This window comes from Flammeovirga sp. SubArs3, assembly GCF_947387565.1.
Taxonomy (GTDB): Bacteria; Bacteroidota; Bacteroidia; order Cytophagales; family Flammeovirgaceae; genus Flammeovirga; species Flammeovirga agarivorans.
This window is the reverse complement of record NZ_CANDOA010000006.1, coordinates 23,419-39,368: the sequence shown is the minus strand read 5'-3', so window position 1 is coordinate 39,368 and position 15,950 is coordinate 23,419. Positions and strand designations below refer to the sequence as shown.

The 15,950-nt window shown below is 31.6% G+C and carries 14 protein-coding genes; 5 read left to right on the top strand and 9 right to left on the bottom strand.

Annotated elements, in window-relative coordinates; all coding sequences use genetic code 11:
• Nucleotides 1-15 precede the first annotated feature (15 nt).
• Both QL232_RS17270 and QL232_RS17265 read right to left on the bottom strand, forming a co-directional pair.
• Nucleotides 16-2,583 carry a carboxypeptidase-like regulatory domain-containing protein gene (locus QL232_RS17270; RefSeq protein ID WP_281615092.1) on the bottom strand — a complete coding sequence of 856 codons (2,568 nt, stop codon included), beginning with the start codon at nucleotides 2,581-2,583 and terminating at the stop codon, nucleotides 16-18.
• A gap of 104 nt (nucleotides 2,584-2,687) precedes the next feature.
• Nucleotides 2,688-4,310, bottom strand: coding sequence for a hypothetical protein (locus QL232_RS17265; RefSeq protein WP_281615091.1), 1,623 nt, complete (start codon nucleotides 4,308-4,310; stop codon nucleotides 2,688-2,690).
• Between the two features lie 263 nt (nucleotides 4,311-4,573).
• On the opposite strand from QL232_RS17265, the gene QL232_RS17260 reads away from it, so the two are divergent.
• Together QL232_RS17260 and QL232_RS17255 are read left to right on the top strand one after the other, a co-directional pair.
• Nucleotides 4,574-5,548: an oxidoreductase family protein gene (locus QL232_RS17260; RefSeq protein WP_281615090.1), complete on the top strand. Its 975-nt coding sequence runs from the start codon at nucleotides 4,574-4,576 to the stop codon at nucleotides 5,546-5,548.
• Entirely contained in the window at nucleotides 5,545-6,351 is an 807-nt protein-coding gene (locus QL232_RS17255; protein ID WP_281615089.1) for an inositol monophosphatase, read from the top strand. The genes QL232_RS17260 and QL232_RS17255 overlap by 4 nt, the downstream gene beginning before the upstream one ends.
• 22 nt (nucleotides 6,352-6,373) lie before the next feature.
• On the opposite strand, the gene QL232_RS17250 is transcribed toward QL232_RS17255, so the two are convergent.
• Complete coding sequence (locus QL232_RS17250) at nucleotides 6,374-8,542, bottom strand: hypothetical protein (RefSeq protein WP_281615088.1); 2,169 nt, start codon at nucleotides 8,540-8,542, stop codon at nucleotides 6,374-6,376.
• A gap of 771 nt (nucleotides 8,543-9,313) precedes the next feature.
• Between QL232_RS17250 and QL232_RS17245 the strand changes: the two genes are divergently transcribed.
• Nucleotides 9,314-10,477 carry a hypothetical protein gene (locus tag QL232_RS17245; protein WP_281615087.1) on the top strand — a complete coding sequence of 388 codons (1,164 nt, stop codon included), beginning with the start codon at nucleotides 9,314-9,316 and terminating at the stop codon, nucleotides 10,475-10,477.
• A gap of 45 nt (nucleotides 10,478-10,522) precedes the next feature.
• On the opposite strand, the gene QL232_RS17240 is transcribed toward QL232_RS17245, so the two are convergent.
• Nucleotides 10,523-11,152, bottom strand: coding sequence for a hypothetical protein (locus QL232_RS17240; protein WP_281615086.1), 630 nt, complete (start codon nucleotides 11,150-11,152; stop codon nucleotides 10,523-10,525).
• Between the two features lie 225 nt (nucleotides 11,153-11,377).
• Complete coding sequence (locus QL232_RS17235) at nucleotides 11,378-11,782, bottom strand: hypothetical protein (protein WP_168884259.1); 405 nt, start codon at nucleotides 11,780-11,782, stop codon at nucleotides 11,378-11,380.
• Between the two features lie 124 nt (nucleotides 11,783-11,906).
• Here QL232_RS17235 and QL232_RS17230 point away from each other — a divergent pair, with 124 nt between their 5' ends.
• The gene (locus QL232_RS17230; RefSeq protein ID WP_168884258.1) at nucleotides 11,907-12,536 is read left to right on the top strand and encodes a hypothetical protein; all 630 of its coding nucleotides are present in this window, start codon (nucleotides 11,907-11,909) and stop codon (nucleotides 12,534-12,536) included.
• Nucleotides 12,537-12,538: 2 nt separating this feature from the next.
• On the opposite strand, the gene QL232_RS17225 is transcribed toward QL232_RS17230, so the two are convergent.
• Nucleotides 12,539-12,958: a hypothetical protein gene (locus QL232_RS17225; RefSeq protein WP_281615085.1), complete on the bottom strand. Its 420-nt coding sequence runs from the start codon at nucleotides 12,956-12,958 to the stop codon at nucleotides 12,539-12,541.
• 127 nt (nucleotides 12,959-13,085) lie between these two features.
• Between QL232_RS17225 and QL232_RS17220 the strand changes: the two genes are divergently transcribed.
• Nucleotides 13,086-13,433 (top strand): hypothetical protein, encoded by a 348-nt coding sequence (locus QL232_RS17220; RefSeq protein WP_281615084.1) that lies wholly within the window; start codon nucleotides 13,086-13,088, stop codon nucleotides 13,431-13,433.
• A 39-nt stretch (nucleotides 13,434-13,472) separates the two neighbouring features.
• Here QL232_RS17220 and QL232_RS17215 read toward each other — a convergent pair whose 3' ends face one another.
• From QL232_RS17215 to QL232_RS17205, 3 genes are all read right to left on the bottom strand, one after another.
• On the bottom strand, nucleotides 13,473-14,225 hold the full coding sequence (locus QL232_RS17215) for a class I SAM-dependent methyltransferase (RefSeq protein WP_168884255.1): 753 nt from the start codon (nucleotides 14,223-14,225) through the stop codon (nucleotides 13,473-13,475).
• Between the two features lie 114 nt (nucleotides 14,226-14,339).
• Nucleotides 14,340-15,302 (bottom strand): transglutaminase domain-containing protein, encoded by a 963-nt coding sequence (locus QL232_RS17210; RefSeq protein WP_281615083.1) that lies wholly within the window; start codon nucleotides 15,300-15,302, stop codon nucleotides 14,340-14,342.
• A 32-nt stretch (nucleotides 15,303-15,334) separates the two neighbouring features.
• A complete protein-coding gene (locus QL232_RS17205) occupies nucleotides 15,335-15,949 on the bottom strand; it encodes an alpha-ketoglutarate-dependent dioxygenase AlkB (RefSeq protein WP_348646752.1) in 615 nt (204 codons plus the stop codon).
• Nucleotide 15,950: the final 1 nt, after the last annotated feature.

Genomic DNA, 15,950 nt, shown 5'->3' with positions numbered 1-15,950 from the left:
ATCAACTCTTGGAAATTAAAGCATCCATCTAATAGATCCTAAAACCTGTCTTCCTCTAAGCTGAAAATAAGTATTTGTTGTTTGATAAAACATCATTTCATTAGTGGCAAATGATTTCTCATCCAAGAGGTTTTGAATTTCGATGCCTATCCTTACTTTTTTTGATGTAAACGTATAGTCATAATTCATATTCATCATGATAATACCATTAGCTAAAGCAGAGTTTTCTAAGTAGTTATTTTCCCAATTAAAATGATGCTTTGTTGAAGTATATTCCAAGGTAGCCCCAACACTGCTCTCAATTATTGAACCCAATTGGTTGAATTGAAAGGAGTTTCTTTGTGTAAAATAATGATAGTTGGCGATGAGGTTCAACCTGTCACTCATAGATATATTAATTGAAGCATTCGCCCTTTGGTATTCTCCTAAGTTATTACTCAAAACCTTTGTCACCATAATATCTTCAGAAAGTTGTCCAAAGGTATAACTACCATTAATTTTAGTATGAAGAGAAGAGATATCCCAACCCAAAATAGCTTGAATTGATTGGTTATCTTTTAGGTTTTCATCAAATGCAATATACGATACTCCATTCAATCCATCTTCTTGCACTTCAATGCTCGATATCCAATTTCTTTTGACTGTTTCATAGTTATAGTTGACGGTAAGATCTAACATCAACAATTCCAAAAAGGTATTTATTTGTGCATGATAATTATTCACAGTATTGGAAAGCAAGGGTAAATTCTTTTGGAGGAAAGTTCTATAATCCGTCAATATATAACCGCTGTAAATATCAGGTAATGAATTAAATTCCACATCTCTCCTGTGATAAAGCTCAACAAAGAAGTGATCTGATTTATAATGAAATTTAGTTGAAGGTTCGAAGGTTAACTTTGCAACATGATCACTATCGGTGGTAATACTATTATTCAACTCTTGAAACTGATAAGCAAATTGAGGTGTCGTCGTAAATAAAAACCTTCCTTTCTTAAAACTAAACTCTGGTCGAATAGAAGGTATAAAAGAGTTTGATTCTATATCATTTACATAGGTATCACTTCTTGAAACCTGTTCTCTAAGACCCAAGGATGAGGAAAGTTTTTGGTTACTGTAGGATAAATCCATTTTGGTTTCTAGAGCGATATTATTCCATTGCTTTTTATAAGCACTACTAACATAGGCTTTTGAAGTGGTCGTCTCTACCTTTTGATCATATTGCTGATCATCCCAAAATAGTCTAACATCTTGTAGTGGCCCTCCATTGACAAATAAATCCTCGAGCTGATGTTGGTATACTATAAATGAGTTAAAGCTTAACCAACTATCTTCTTTTAATGAATACAATACATCCAATTGATTGCCTACAGTATAAAAATGGCTTTTATGATTTTGCTGTACTTCCTGATTATTCCAATCTATGATTGATTGTTCCTGATGATCTAGATATTTGAAGTAAGTCTTATTATTAATTTTTTTAATATCATTGACAAATTGATAGCCTAATTGTGCTGCAACGTAAATATTCTTAAAGTTTGATTGACGTTTATCAGAAAAGTGGATTGTATCACTATGTGCAAAGTACATGTCCTCATTTTGAATGGCTTGTGATCGCTGATCCGTATATCCACTCAAATTAACTTGAAAGGTAGAATTCCCCTTTTCAATAAGAGAGTTCGATTGGAAGGAGTGTGTTTCCTGTGTATTTATAAAATCATTAGACAACATTTTACTATTCACTTCATCTTTGCCAGAGATAAATAATGGTATACTTTCTATTGAACCATATTTAAATAAATTACTTAAATCAACTTTCTGAAGTTTCTTGATATCATTTTTCCCACTATTAGAGGAATGAAAAGTATTGGTGCTTTTAAAGTTTTCTTTTTGAATTGTAGGTTGCAACATAATATCCCAAAGAAAAGCTACTCCTCCACTCATCATCATTTCTGTGGTGAATTCTTTCATTGAGTTACCTTTTACCTCCATACTGTTGCTCTTATTGGTTTCAATACTTGAAAAAGAATCTGTAATCGATAACAGAGAATCATTTTCCAATGATAACTCTGGCTCTAAAGTAACTGTATAATTAGTCAATTCTTGTCCATAATAGTGTAAAGTACCCTTTGGAGAAATACTTACACCTGGATAATTATAGCCTAAATCAGTGTTAATTCTAGGAATCTCTTTTTGTGGAATATTCTGTTCTAAAACTTCCAGAGACTTTGTAAGTCTCTTCTCCTGCATTATTTCTTTATCGAAATCAGTCCCAGATTTTGAAAGGGTAAATTCCGAAGTATGATCAATGTTAGGTAACAATAAAGTCTGAGACTTAAAACCTATCATATGAAGTAAAACTCGGACACTATCTCCCTTAGTACTCACATCAAGTGTGAAACCACCTGCTGTATCAGTAATATCATTGCTCAGTAAATAATCGTCCTGCATTTTATAAGCAAGTACTGTCACTCCTTCTAAAGGTTTTCCATTTGAATCTCTAACATTTCCTGAGATAATAGTTTGCGAAAAAGAAAGAGTAGAAGTAAAAAGTAATAAGAAGTTAGCTAAAAAAAATCCTTTCATACTTTATAAGTTACAAAAAAATGCAATCAATAAAATAGTATGAAAGGATTTGAATTTATTTTTATAACGAAATATATTCTATCAATTTTGTATTTGAAGAAAAATTAATCTGACTTCAAATCCATCATTAGGTTATCAAAACTTACGATATCGATTAATTCACTAGAACTTTCATCATAGAAAATCCTAACACTATCATTTACATTTGTAATTGGTAACTCATTGGAGATCATTGAAGAACCTACAAATAATTTAGAGTTCTGATCTTTTAGTAATAGGTAATAATTTGTATTCCCATTTCTAATATCTTTAGATATTCTTTCAACAACAGAAGAGATAGATTTTGAATCTGCATATCCATTAGTATGAATAGAGTTGCCTTTACTATTAATACTGTTTTTATAAGATCGTAGCGCTTCTTTGATATTATTGCCTACCCCAACGATAGTATAATCCTCAACAGAGACCATTGCAATCATTTTTATCAACCCTGCATTATCTTTTAATGACATCACATAAGTTGGGATACCAGTGATATTATATGTAATAGGGAAAGAAGCTACATATCTTTTCTCTTGTACCTTACCCATAGCAGACTGTCTTGCTGCTTGTTCTGTAGCACCTACTTGTTTGTACCAAATTGTCTCTTTTGTTCTAGTATCTACCAAAACAAACCCAACTGTACCTTCATCTCCACCGACAGATGTTAAACCGGTATACCAATACGATCTATTATCAACTCCATACACTAAAGACATTCCCTTTGTTGTGGTTAGCTTATTCTCGTTAGAAAAATTAAAATAACCATGAACATATTCACCCCAGTCATCTAATTGTGTCACTATAAATGATTCCGGCTGAATTCTATCTATCCATTTTGGAGCATCTTCAATACTATACTCATGGAGTGCGCCTGTTTCTACATCAACAACTAAAACTCCTTTTGCATTTTCTCCGGAGAAGCCTACTTTTCGGTCATATAAAGTAATAATCCAATGAGGATTACCTTCATCATCTACCTCAAACGAATAGTCATCGTAACCTTGAGTGACATAACCATTGAAATAAATATGTCTAGAAAGATCAGTTGTAAAAAATGCTTCTGGTTGATATTTAATTCTTACAGGCTTATTATTCACTTCTTGTACAAGCTTTACATCTCTTTCATTTGTAGCAGAAACCATTACGTATCCTGGTGTTCCTTCTTTATTATTGTTCCACTTGAAAAACCCCGAGTGCAAAAGTGGAGCCACCCAATACAATTGCCCTTTTACATTCTGAATACTGAATGACCCAAGGTAGGCCTGAGACCCTAAACTTGGTATTGAACCTAGTACTTTATCACCTAATCGGGAAGCTGTATATTCATCAACAATTCTTATTTCATCTGTAGAAATTGGAGCTACCTGACTAGAAAAGTCTTCTCCCATTTTCACAGTACCTATCATATTTCTATAGGCCTTACTTCTTATGATGGGTGTGGTCGTAACAAATGGTAAAACGAAAGTATAAAAAAGTAAAGCGGTTATTAAGCCTATATTTATCTTTTTAAAAGTAGTGATGTCATTTCCTGTAAACGAAGTTTCGAAAATAAATAGTACTCCTAGAATACAGGTAAGTGCCATCGACCAGCCATTGAAACCGTAGGCAATAGTTGGCATCATGAAGTAAAGAACAATCGATGAAAGTATTAAAAATGTAATACTTAAAATAAGAGATTTCTTCATTGTTAGTTTTTAATGATTATTGATAGAAGCAATATACTAACTACTAAAATAAGAACATAAAAAAAGCAGATACCATAAATATTATCGTATCTGCCCGTTTAATACTACTTATTTCTTCATTAAATTTTATAGTAGAATAAATTGCTATCTGTAAATAAGACATAGACACATCATTTTTGTAATCACTTTTATTGAAAAAAATATTTTTTCTTTTTCATCTTTCTTCAAAAACAGCCCTATCTTTACCAAAAACCAACATTTTGATGGAAAAAGAAATTGAAAAATTTATTCTTCAGGAAACGAAAGCTGAAAGAATTAATGATAAAATAATGATCCAAAGCTTATGGAGTGGTTACGGATCTATCGTTAGGTACTCACTTGATGGGTACAAACAAAAGAGCATAATTGTAAAACATGTCCAACTAGGAGCACAAGGAGATCACCCTAGAGGATGGAATACTGATATCTCGCATCAACGAAAATTAAAGTCTTATCAAGTCGAGACCTACTTTTATAAAAATTATAGTCATCTCACTAACGACAATTGTAGAATCCCAGATTGCTTAGGCATTACATTTATTGGTGATGATGTTGTGATCCTCTTAGAAGATTTAGATGAAGTAGGTTTTGATCGAAGAGTATCTGAAATCACATGGGAAGAAATTAATGCTTGTTTATCTTGGTTAGCTAATTTTCATGCCGTCTATCTCCAAAAAGAGCCAAAGGGTTTATGGGAAATTGGTACGTATTGGCACTTAGCAACTAGACCAGATGAATTAGAGGCATTAGATGATATTCCTTTAAAAAATTTAGCACAAGTTATCGATCAGCGTCTTAATAATGCTAAGTACAAAACTTTTGTTCATGGTGATGCCAAAGTGGCTAATTTTTGTTTCGATAAAGAAGGTAATAAAGTGGCTGCTGTAGATTTCCAATATATAGGAGGAGGTTGTGGAATGAAAGACCTTGCTTATTTTATTGGTAGTTGCCTCCATGAGGAAGACTGTGAGAAGTATGAGGATATTATTCTAGAAACTTATTTTAATTATCTAAAAGACGCTATTCAAGAAAACCATATTGATATTAACCCTGAAGAAGTAGAGGAAGAATGGAGAACTTTATTCCCTATTGCCTGGACTGATTTCCATCGTTTCTTAAAAGGGTGGAGCCCCGGACATTGGAAAATTAATTCTTACAGTGAAAAGATGTCAAAATTAGTAGTTGAAGCACTATCATGATAGCACTAAAACCATTATTACAATCTACAGAGGAAGTTGCGAGAAAGGCCGGAGCATTAATTATGACGTATTTTGATAAGGACATTGAAGTCTTAATCAAAGAAGGTGGGCACAGTTTAGCTTCTCAAGTTGTGACTAAAGTTGACAAAGAGGCACAAGACCTTATTCTTGATTTACTTTCTCCATACACAAAGGAATATAATTTTGGTATTCTCACAGAAGAAAGTGAAGACAACAATAGCCGATTCGAAAAAGACTATTTTTGGTGTATCGATCCTTTAGATGGGACCCTTCCTTTTACAGAAAAAAAAGAAGGCTTTGCTGTAAGCATCGCCCTAGTAAATAAAAATGGACAGGCTGTTTTAGGGGTAATTTACAATCCTATCACAGAAGATATATATAGTGCTGCCTTAGACCTTGGTGCATACAAAAATCACCAACCGTTTAGTATAACCTACAACAATTTCTATACATTAGTTTGTGATAGAAGTTCAAAATCTACTGAATGGTTTAAAGAAGCAATACATAAATATCAACCTAAAGATATTATTGATTTTGGTGGAGCATGTATGAATGCAATATGGGTTCTTGAAAACGCTCCTGCATTATATTTTAAACCAACAAAACAAAAATTGGGTGGAGGTAGTATTTGGGACTATGCCTCCTCTTCTATCCTATTCAAAGAGTTAGGATTGCCCGCGACTACTTTCGATGGTCAGGAATTACCACTAAATAAGAGAAACCACACTTTTATGAATGATTGTGGCATCTATTATAGTAGTGAAAAGCCGTCTATTTCATAATTAAGACGGCTTTTCAATTTCTTTATTTATATAGCATTATTGGTGAATCATTAAACTCTTCAGGAACGAGAAACGGGGTTTTGTTTCCTACAATATAAATAAGTTCCAATGACTCCAACTCAGTCAGTCGAGCCGGTAATGTTCCTGTAAAAGAATTAAAAGGGATGACCATTTTTCTTAAATATTGAAGGTCAGCTAATTCTTCTACAAAATCACCATTTACATTTAGATCAATCAGCTCAATAACATTTACCCTTCCTTCTTCATTGGTACCGATACCATACCACTCACTAAGTGGTTTATCAGTTCCCCAATTGGTATTGTGTCTCCAATTATCTCCGCCTGTAGAATTGTAGAATAACATAAGGATTTCTCTATCTGAGAGAGCTTCTTTTACTATTGGTTTTTCATAAGTAGCAACAAAGTTAACATCAAAACCATCGCCTGAAGTAGAGCCATTATCTACGATTTTCACCCAAGAAATCTCAGTTCCTTCAGCCAAATCAGTATTACTTGACAAGTGGAATTCATTATTGGCGATATATGCATCTCCAATTTTCACCCACTCACTATCTTCTTCTAAACCATCATAGTAGTATCTTCCTGTATATGATCTGTGGACATAAACTGCCGCTTTTTCTTCATAAGCAGACCACGCATCTTCCCATACTTCATAATAGGGTTGTTTGCCCCAAGTCGTTTCTACAACTTGTAAAGTTGTTTCGTCCGTAACTGTTACTTTATTTGGAAGTTGTAATAGCGTATACCCACCATTACCTCCTAAAGCCACAAATTTATTGGCATTCTTTCTAAAATCAGCGATGTCAGCATTTGCTGAATTTCTTCTAGATTCTTTTGAAACATTATAATTATCATGAGAAAGGTCTTTCAACCCATAATTAAAATCTTTGGGTCTATATAGTTTCATTTCTGCTAACTGATACCCTTCTAGATTACCTCTAAACCAATCTCCAAAATATTCCCCTTCTATAGACCTATTATCTAAGATGATATCTTGTGTATTCTGAGAGTTCTTATCAAATGATTGAGTTGATGCCATATCACCCCAGTTGTGGTATAATGCTCCTTTTTCATTACCATTTCGATCCAATAGAATCATACGAACATCATCTTTGATGATCTGACCATTTAATGTTCTTAGTTGTAAATATTCCGAATAGTGATGTGAAGTAAAGACCATATTATCTCCGGTTAAAGCAGCTCCAGTTACTCTTCCTCCACTCTTTTCTGTGATTTTATTGTTCAACCCTGTGTATAAAGTTCCTGCATTGAATGTAACTTTTTGATCGTCCCAATTCCAATCTAAGTTATTGAGATAAATAGCAGAACCTCCATTCCATTGAGAAAAAGAAATTAATCTTTGCTCTTCAAACCCATCTGTTTCTAATGAGTTTTGAGTAAAAAGAATATCTCCACCTAAAAACTTTACAGTATTTAATGTTGAAATAGTATTTTCTTCAAAGTAAGTTTCTTGCTCAAAAAACACCTCATCTTCGGCTCCTTCTACAGCAAGGTTTCCAGAAAATTCAAACTTTACAGCATGAGCCCAAGTCTGTCCCGCAAATCGAGTTCCATCCAACTCAGGATCTTCATCATTCCAAATATCTCCATTACTATTTTCAACATTACCCCAATCTGTAATCACTTTATAAAACCCAGATTTTCCTGCTAAGAAGAGGTATCCATCCTGATCTACATCTACTTGGGTAATTTTACCTCTAAACTTAAATTTTTTAAGGTTTCTTCTCATATCTGCACACTTTTTATTCGGAAAGTACCCAAATAGATGAATTACCTTAACTTCTAAAGAAGCGATATTTACTAGATATATTTTCTTTAATCTACTCACAACAACAGTAATAAAATCGTTATTTGGGCTAATACACATATGTCCTCCTCTAGGTATTCTAAATGGACGGCCATTTTTTGTTAATCGTAATTTAGTAAGGTATGCATCATCTTCTAGCCCTTGAAAATCATAATCGATTTTATAAATTTCAGAACCTTTTTGGCTTGAATTAAGGATAAATAATTTTTGATTAAAAGGCATTCTAACTGATGAAGGAGCCGGATCATTATTAGGCATAGTATCTACATCTCTTTGACAAGAGGAATGAATGAGTAGTATTGAAAACATCAATACGAGAGATCTATAGGGTAATATTTTCATGATTAGTTTTAATTAGGATTGAAAAAAGGAAAATCTTTAAGGGGGTGTTCAATCTTAATTCTCAGACTTCTAAAACTAATCGACAAAAAATGATATGAGCCAAATAAAGGCAATTTCAAATGAAGATCAAATTATTTACTCTTTTTGAATTCTAAGATTTGAATTGCAGATGAACAGAATAAGCAACTTATTATCAATTATTTGAACCAAGTATCAAATGTGATGAAATTAATAAATAATCAAAATTTTGTGTTGCTGATAAGGCTTCTTATATCCTACAGTATTCATCAATGATTGGAATCTTCATGTGATTTATTTTATAAGAAAATATATTTATAGCTAAACTTTCAGATTCTGATTTAAATACCACTCCATCTAGAAATTATTAAGTATTCTATTTTTTTATTATTCATCATAATGAAGAATTTTAGAATTGAACTTTTAAAAGAGACATATATCATTTTGTTTAGAAAATTGCAGAATACTTAAAAAAAATAAGATGTAAGAATTTTCTTATTACTTAAAAAAATTGTCTGTGATCAGACTGAAATGGCCTATCAGACTACAAAAACATGCATTTTTAAAGAGTACTAAAAAGAAGAAAAGTATAAATATTTTTACTTTTTTCACCTTACCTCAATAAAAATAAAACTTCAACAAATATCTATTCGGCAACAGAATTTATCAATCACCGTTCATCACATTACGATTCTCAAAGACTTCTAAATCAAACGATAATAAAAAGATGAATAGCCCTTAAAAACAAAAATCATGAAAACTATTACGCTCTGTATACTATTAATTTATTGTCTTCCTCAATATCTGTTATCACAAAACTTAGTTGGAGGATTTACTCCAGCTAACTCAATTACTTATGATACTGACCCCGATACTGAAGCAGATGAAATATCTTCAAATTATAATTTAAAAACAGATATAGATGTTAGCAGTGATACAGAAGATAATATTGTACTCAAAGGAAATAGTCCAGTTAATACAATCACTGTGGAAAATGGCGAAGATGTTACGCTTACAGCAACAACAGTTCTCCTATCACAACTTACCATCGCTGTTAACGCTGGCGGTAGGTTAACAATAGATGGAAATTTAAATGTTGCCAACCTAACTACTCTTACTATTAATGGGACTTTTATTGTCAATGGAGATATTTCTACCTCAAAAAGTGCAATAAATGGAGGAAGTGCAGATCAAGGTGAAGGATCTCTAATATTTTTCAATGGAAGTGGAAGTATTACTGTTGGAGAAGCATTTAATGCGGGAACTATTTCTGATGGGAATGTAAGTAGTTCACTGTCCTGGACAATTGATTGTGGTAAATTTAATTCTGGTGGAGGTTCATTATCATGTGCAGATGACCTACCTGTAGAGTTACTATCTTTTGATGTTTCTTCTGAAGATGAAAATGTATTGATAAAATGGATTACGGCACAAGAAATCAATAACGCATACTTTGAAATAAGAAGATCAGAAGATCAGAAAAATTGGGAGCAACTAGGAATAATAAAAGCGAAAGGTGTTAATAGCAATACCACTATTCACTATCAGTTTATCGACCAACAACCTCTAGCTAAAAGCTATTACCAATTAATTCAATACGACTTAGATGGTACTCATGAGAACTTATCTATTGTAGAATACCAATTTGAAGATAGTAATAATTTAATTTTTAATGTTGATATACTACCAAATATTATTGATTCAAATCAAGAATTTATATTAAATTTCAATAATAATTACAGTACTTTAATATGGATAAATATAATAAATATTAAAGGTAATTTGGTTGATCAATTTAGCATTAACAATGAAAATAATTTAGCAGTTAGACTATCAAAAAAATATCCGAAAGGTACATATATTCTTCATGCAAGATCAGGTATACATGAAGTAAATAGTAAATTTATTGTTAAATAAATAGGTAAGAAAAGGGCTAGAGTGATCTAGCCCTAATTTATTTTTTTAGAAAGTAGTAGGTAACTCAGAGCAACCTTTTATACTTCCGCCTGATTCTTGCCAAATTTTTGGATATACTGCATTTCCTGGATTTCCAAAATCAAAATCTGGAATAAGTAATCCAATGATATCTTCTGAATCGATATAATATTTTCCTGCTGAATCATCCCATTGAATAAAGTCTTCCAATACAAAAGAAGAAGCTACAACACCATTACTAAAACCTGGGTCTAAGTCTGGTACATCAACACATCCAGAAGCAAACTTTAAAGATTGGCTATAAGTCGCCCCTTCATCTACATTAATAGTGTAATCATAATCATCAGATCTTGAGTTACTTGTAGCATTTAGAGTAAAATCAAGTACAACATCTAATGTAATTGTTTGGCTTGCTCTAGAAGAAGTAGGAAGATTATCAATATTACTTGGATCTAATTTCCCAACTACTCTCACTTCATTTGTTTGATGATCGAAATTCAACTGAAGGTATACTTCACCTAAATCACCCATTTCCACTTCTCCATCAGAGGCGAAATAAATAGGGTTAGCATCTTTAGGGTTAGTGTCGTCATCATCATCACATGAGAAAAAGAATAAAGATAAACCGAGAAGCAATGACCATTTTAAGAGTTTCATAATTAATTGATTAGGTTCAAATTTTTAAGTATCTGAATTTATGTAATCAAAAAATGATGTGAAAACTTTTCAGTAAAATATTCAATACTTTCGTATAATATTAAAAATAAATAATCAATAATTTAAAATATAACAGCTAATAACGAAAGATAAATAAACGGAAATTAAATTATAATTATATACATCAATTTGTATTAAATAAAAGCAGAATATAACTATTCCCTTTTAGTCATTTTCTACTTTTAATAAGAAATCTATTTTTTCAAATCCCATCAGGTATTGCATTATTGCCACAGCCCCTGCTCTACTTAAGTCATCTACTAATTCTATATGAATATCAGCCGTTTCGCCGTCTACTTCTATATAGGTATGGTCAAAAAATTCTCTTGGAAATGCTGAATGCGTCATTTTAAATATGTTGTTTTGGAATATTTGCTCTACGATATATGCTATTCCTAAAAATACAAACTCTGACTCATCGACATCTGCATTACGCATCAACGCATCTATTTGTCTCTGTAAAGCATCCGCTTCATCTCTATCATGATTGAGAATATGAAAAACCTCCCAACAATCGTTTAAATCGAAAGTCAAGATTAAACCTTTATGCTTATGTGTAAGTTGTTCCATTTGATGGGAATAAATTTGATATGATTGATTGACCGAATATATCAGTTTTATTTCACACTGAAAGATTTTTATTTTTGAAGTTCAACAATATTGAATATCTTCATTACAGACTAAATTAAAGAGAATGATTTTTTCAAGATATATTATTGTATCAATTTTATTAAGCATTAGTTTACTTACAAATGCTCAAGATGCTCAGTGGAATACAGAAACTACTGAAGAAGGAAGTATCACAGTAACAAGTAGAGTATTTACAACAAAAGTAGATGGAAAAAATAGACAAATTGTAGAATATAAAGCCTCAACAATCACTGATATTGAATCTGAGAAAATTTTAGCTCTTCTAAAAGATGCTAGTACTCATAAAAATTTTAGTAAAGACACGGAAGAAAGTAAAAAACTAAAAGACCTTCCCAATGGCGAATGGCTCGTTTATTATTTTATTGATGCTCCATTCCCAATTCCTAATAATGATCTCATTGTAACAATGAAAGAGGTGCAAAGAGAAGACTCCACTGAATTAATTGGATGGTCAACACCAAACGCACATGAGAAAGGTGATGTTAAAAGAATGGTGCATTACAACTTAAAATATATCATTACAAAATTAGAAAATGGGCAATCAGAACTAATTATGGATGTAAGCATGACTCCTGTTACAAAAGCTCCTGATTTCCTTGTGAAAACTTGGTTACCAGCAGGTCCTTCTGACATGATTGTCAACATACTAAAAGAAGCAGAGGATTATAAATAAGATTAACGTTCTATTTTATCAATCACTTTACTCATTAGTAAATAATTAAGTTCCTGTACATCATTTCTATCAATATTTTTTAATGATATTTCAAACTCTTCTTTGCTTTTTAAGGTAATCGTTAAGATGTCTTTTTTAAGTGAAGAAGATAAAATATCCTTAAATCGAAAGCGTATACCTTTCTTTGTATTCACTTTAATATAAATACCCGTTTTCGTAATATCTACTACATGTTTCCACCAAAATACCTTACTTTGAAAAATAATTAATACGGCAAACCCAGTACCCATAATTATATTTCTCTCCATTGCTGAAAGAACTGATTCTATTGTACCACTACCATAAACAACCAATACTATAGCAAATGCATGCATTAGTAATTCTGCCCATTGTGGCACTTTTATAAACTTGATTTTTTCCATAATCTTAATTCTTATTACAAAGGTAAATAGTAATTGACCTATATCAAGAATTGTTAGGCTTATACTTATAAATATCGATGTTTACCCATGATTTTATGTTATTAGTGTAAGATGAAAACTATTGCTTATGAAGAATTTTGTAACTGATTTTGATTACCCGGAAAAACTATCATTTCTTAAAGTGATAGAAGACATGATCCACGCTGACTGCAAAGTAGATCAAGCTGAATTACAATACCTTGAAGATTTTAAACAACAACTAAGTTTAGATGAAAATTGTATTGAGTTGGCACAGTCATTAAACAAAAAAGAATGTATTAAGATTCTAAAAAATATGCCTATAATTAAAAAAGAAGTGGTATATGAAAAGTTAATTGAAATAGCGAATATCGATAATGAATTCCATCCTTCTGAGGAAGTATTGATATTAAATCTTTGTCAGTTAATTGATTTCAAGCCTGTGGCTTTATTATAAAAAAGGTGGATAAAAATTAATCTAACCACCTCTTATTATTTATTTCTTTATTCCAACTTTCAAAAAGACTGGAAATACGACTTCATGCTTGCTTTTTTCTCCCCATACAGGTTTAAGATGTTTAAAAAGATCATCAACAGGATCATGGGTTGGATTTTCTTCCATGTACTTTTTTACACTTGACCAAGTATGTAAATACCCATAAAGTTGGTCTAAATCCCAATTTACAACCATATCAACAACCTCATTTTGTGGAATTTCTTCAAAATCAAAAGGTATATTTTTGTATTCCTCTTCTAGAATTTTTCTTTCGTCATCCCAATAAGGGCCAATCACATCGTAATAAAAGTAACTGATCATTTCATCTATTTCAGGATTCACTTTAAATAGATTATATCCGAAAAGTGCAATTACTCCTCCGGGTCGAAGTAAACGAATTGCTTCTTGATTAAAAGCCTCTAAATCAAACCAATGTAATGACTGTGCAGCCGTAATTAGATCAAAAGATTCATCCTTAAATCGAGTGGCATTAGCATTTCCTTCTAAATACCAGATATTCCTTTCACTTTCAGCATTATTGATTTGATTTTTACTAATATCAATTCCTATTACACTCTTAAAATTTTTTGAAAGGTATCTTGTAGCCTGCCCATTTCCTGTTCCACAATCTAAGACATCATTAGTATCTTTTACATGTTCCATAATCTTTTCAAAAAGACTATCAGGATATCTCGGACGAAATTTTTTATATGATGAAGATGAAGAAGAAAACTTATCCAAAACCTGTTTCATGGTTATATTTTTATAACAATAGTTGTATTGAGTTCTATATATACAAGTAAAATTTATTCGAAATTAATTCTAGCAATAAAGACTTCCAAGCGATTCCATATATTTTGGTAGTAACTAGTTCGTAATAAAGGTTACTATACTTTCATTCTTATAAAAAATAGTAAATAATTCTGACCTGTACTCTGTTGACGGTACATTTATTAATATTTTACTATCAATTTCTTCGATTTCTACATCTAGTGCATATTTATCACCAGAAAAGCCGAATAGCATTTGTGATACATCTGTTCCTTTTTCAAAAACTAATTGTCCTCCTTTTTTATCGGAGAATACCTTACTTTTTGGAGAGATCAGTTTGATATTATTTTCGAAGTACGATAAATAGTAAATTGGAAAATCTAAAAACTGTTGTTTAGTAATATCACATAACGTCCATTTCTGATCAGAAGGGTAATGATTTAGCACAAATTGTTCTGGATCCATCATAAAGTAAATGTCTGTATACTTTTTATAGAATTTTAAATTATCGTCTATCCCTCCAGAAGCCCACGTTACATCTATTAAATGCCATTGATGATCAATTTTTATCACATTCCAAGCATGATCATTTGTTATTTGTTTTGGGTTTGATTTTTTCAAATCAGAAATAAAAGCTTTTGAAGTCCCTTCAATAGTTTGACATTCCACCCCTACCTTTACACATAAAACTTCAAATAATTTAGAGTAACCATCACAAACTCCTTTTGCCTCTCTTAAAGTTTTTTCTGCTGTGTTGTATTTATATTCTTCTAATATTCTCTGTTTTTCTGCTTCATTTGAATAGGTATAGCTGAAAGGTTGACTTGGACGTTGCCATGCCTCAACATCATAAGCGATAGTATTTCCTATATAACAATATATTGCTCTTGCTTTTTCTAAATCTGACGTAAAAGTATGATTAATCTTTTCTGACAGATGCTCAATGTTTTTGATTTTCAGAAATCTATCAATAACTATTTCATCTACTTTTGATAAATCTTGAGCTACAGTAAAAAAAGGAAAAATAATAAAGAAGTAGAAAAAATGTAAGTTCTTCATATTTAGGATTTTCAAGTAAAATAAGTTCGTTTTTATTTAAGATGAATGGAACGGAAAGTCAGGTTTATCCTTGGATAAATTACCTTTTTAGATTTTGGTAATGCATGTTTCCAATATTTTTGTGTTTCGCCTTTCATTAATAATAAGGATCCATGCTCAAGAAGAATATCGATTCTTTCTTTTGATTCTTTATGTTTAAAAGAAAATTTTCGTTCCGCTCCAAGTGATAAAGAGGCAATGGTTCCAAATTCTTTCATGTCTTTCTCATCATCACTATGATAACCCATCCCTTCTGAACCATCATGGTAGAGGTTCAATAAGCAGGAATTATAATTTTCTTTACTCACCTCCTTTACTTTACCTAATAATTCTTGAAGTTTTTTTGTTAACAACAGAGACCTTCTTGTAATATTTGAATAAGTATAATCGTAAACAGAAGTGCCATACCAAGCCATTTTCCGTTTGGTAATAATTTCCTTACCAAAGATATTTACTATATCATTTTGCCATTCAATAGTTTTCATCAAGTGTTGAAAAGTTTGTGTTGCATCGGCTTGAGAAAGAATTTTACCATAATAAAGAACTTCTCCATCATATGGTAATAAGTTTTTTTCTTGGTCGAAGTTTTGGTCAAAAAGGCTCAACATA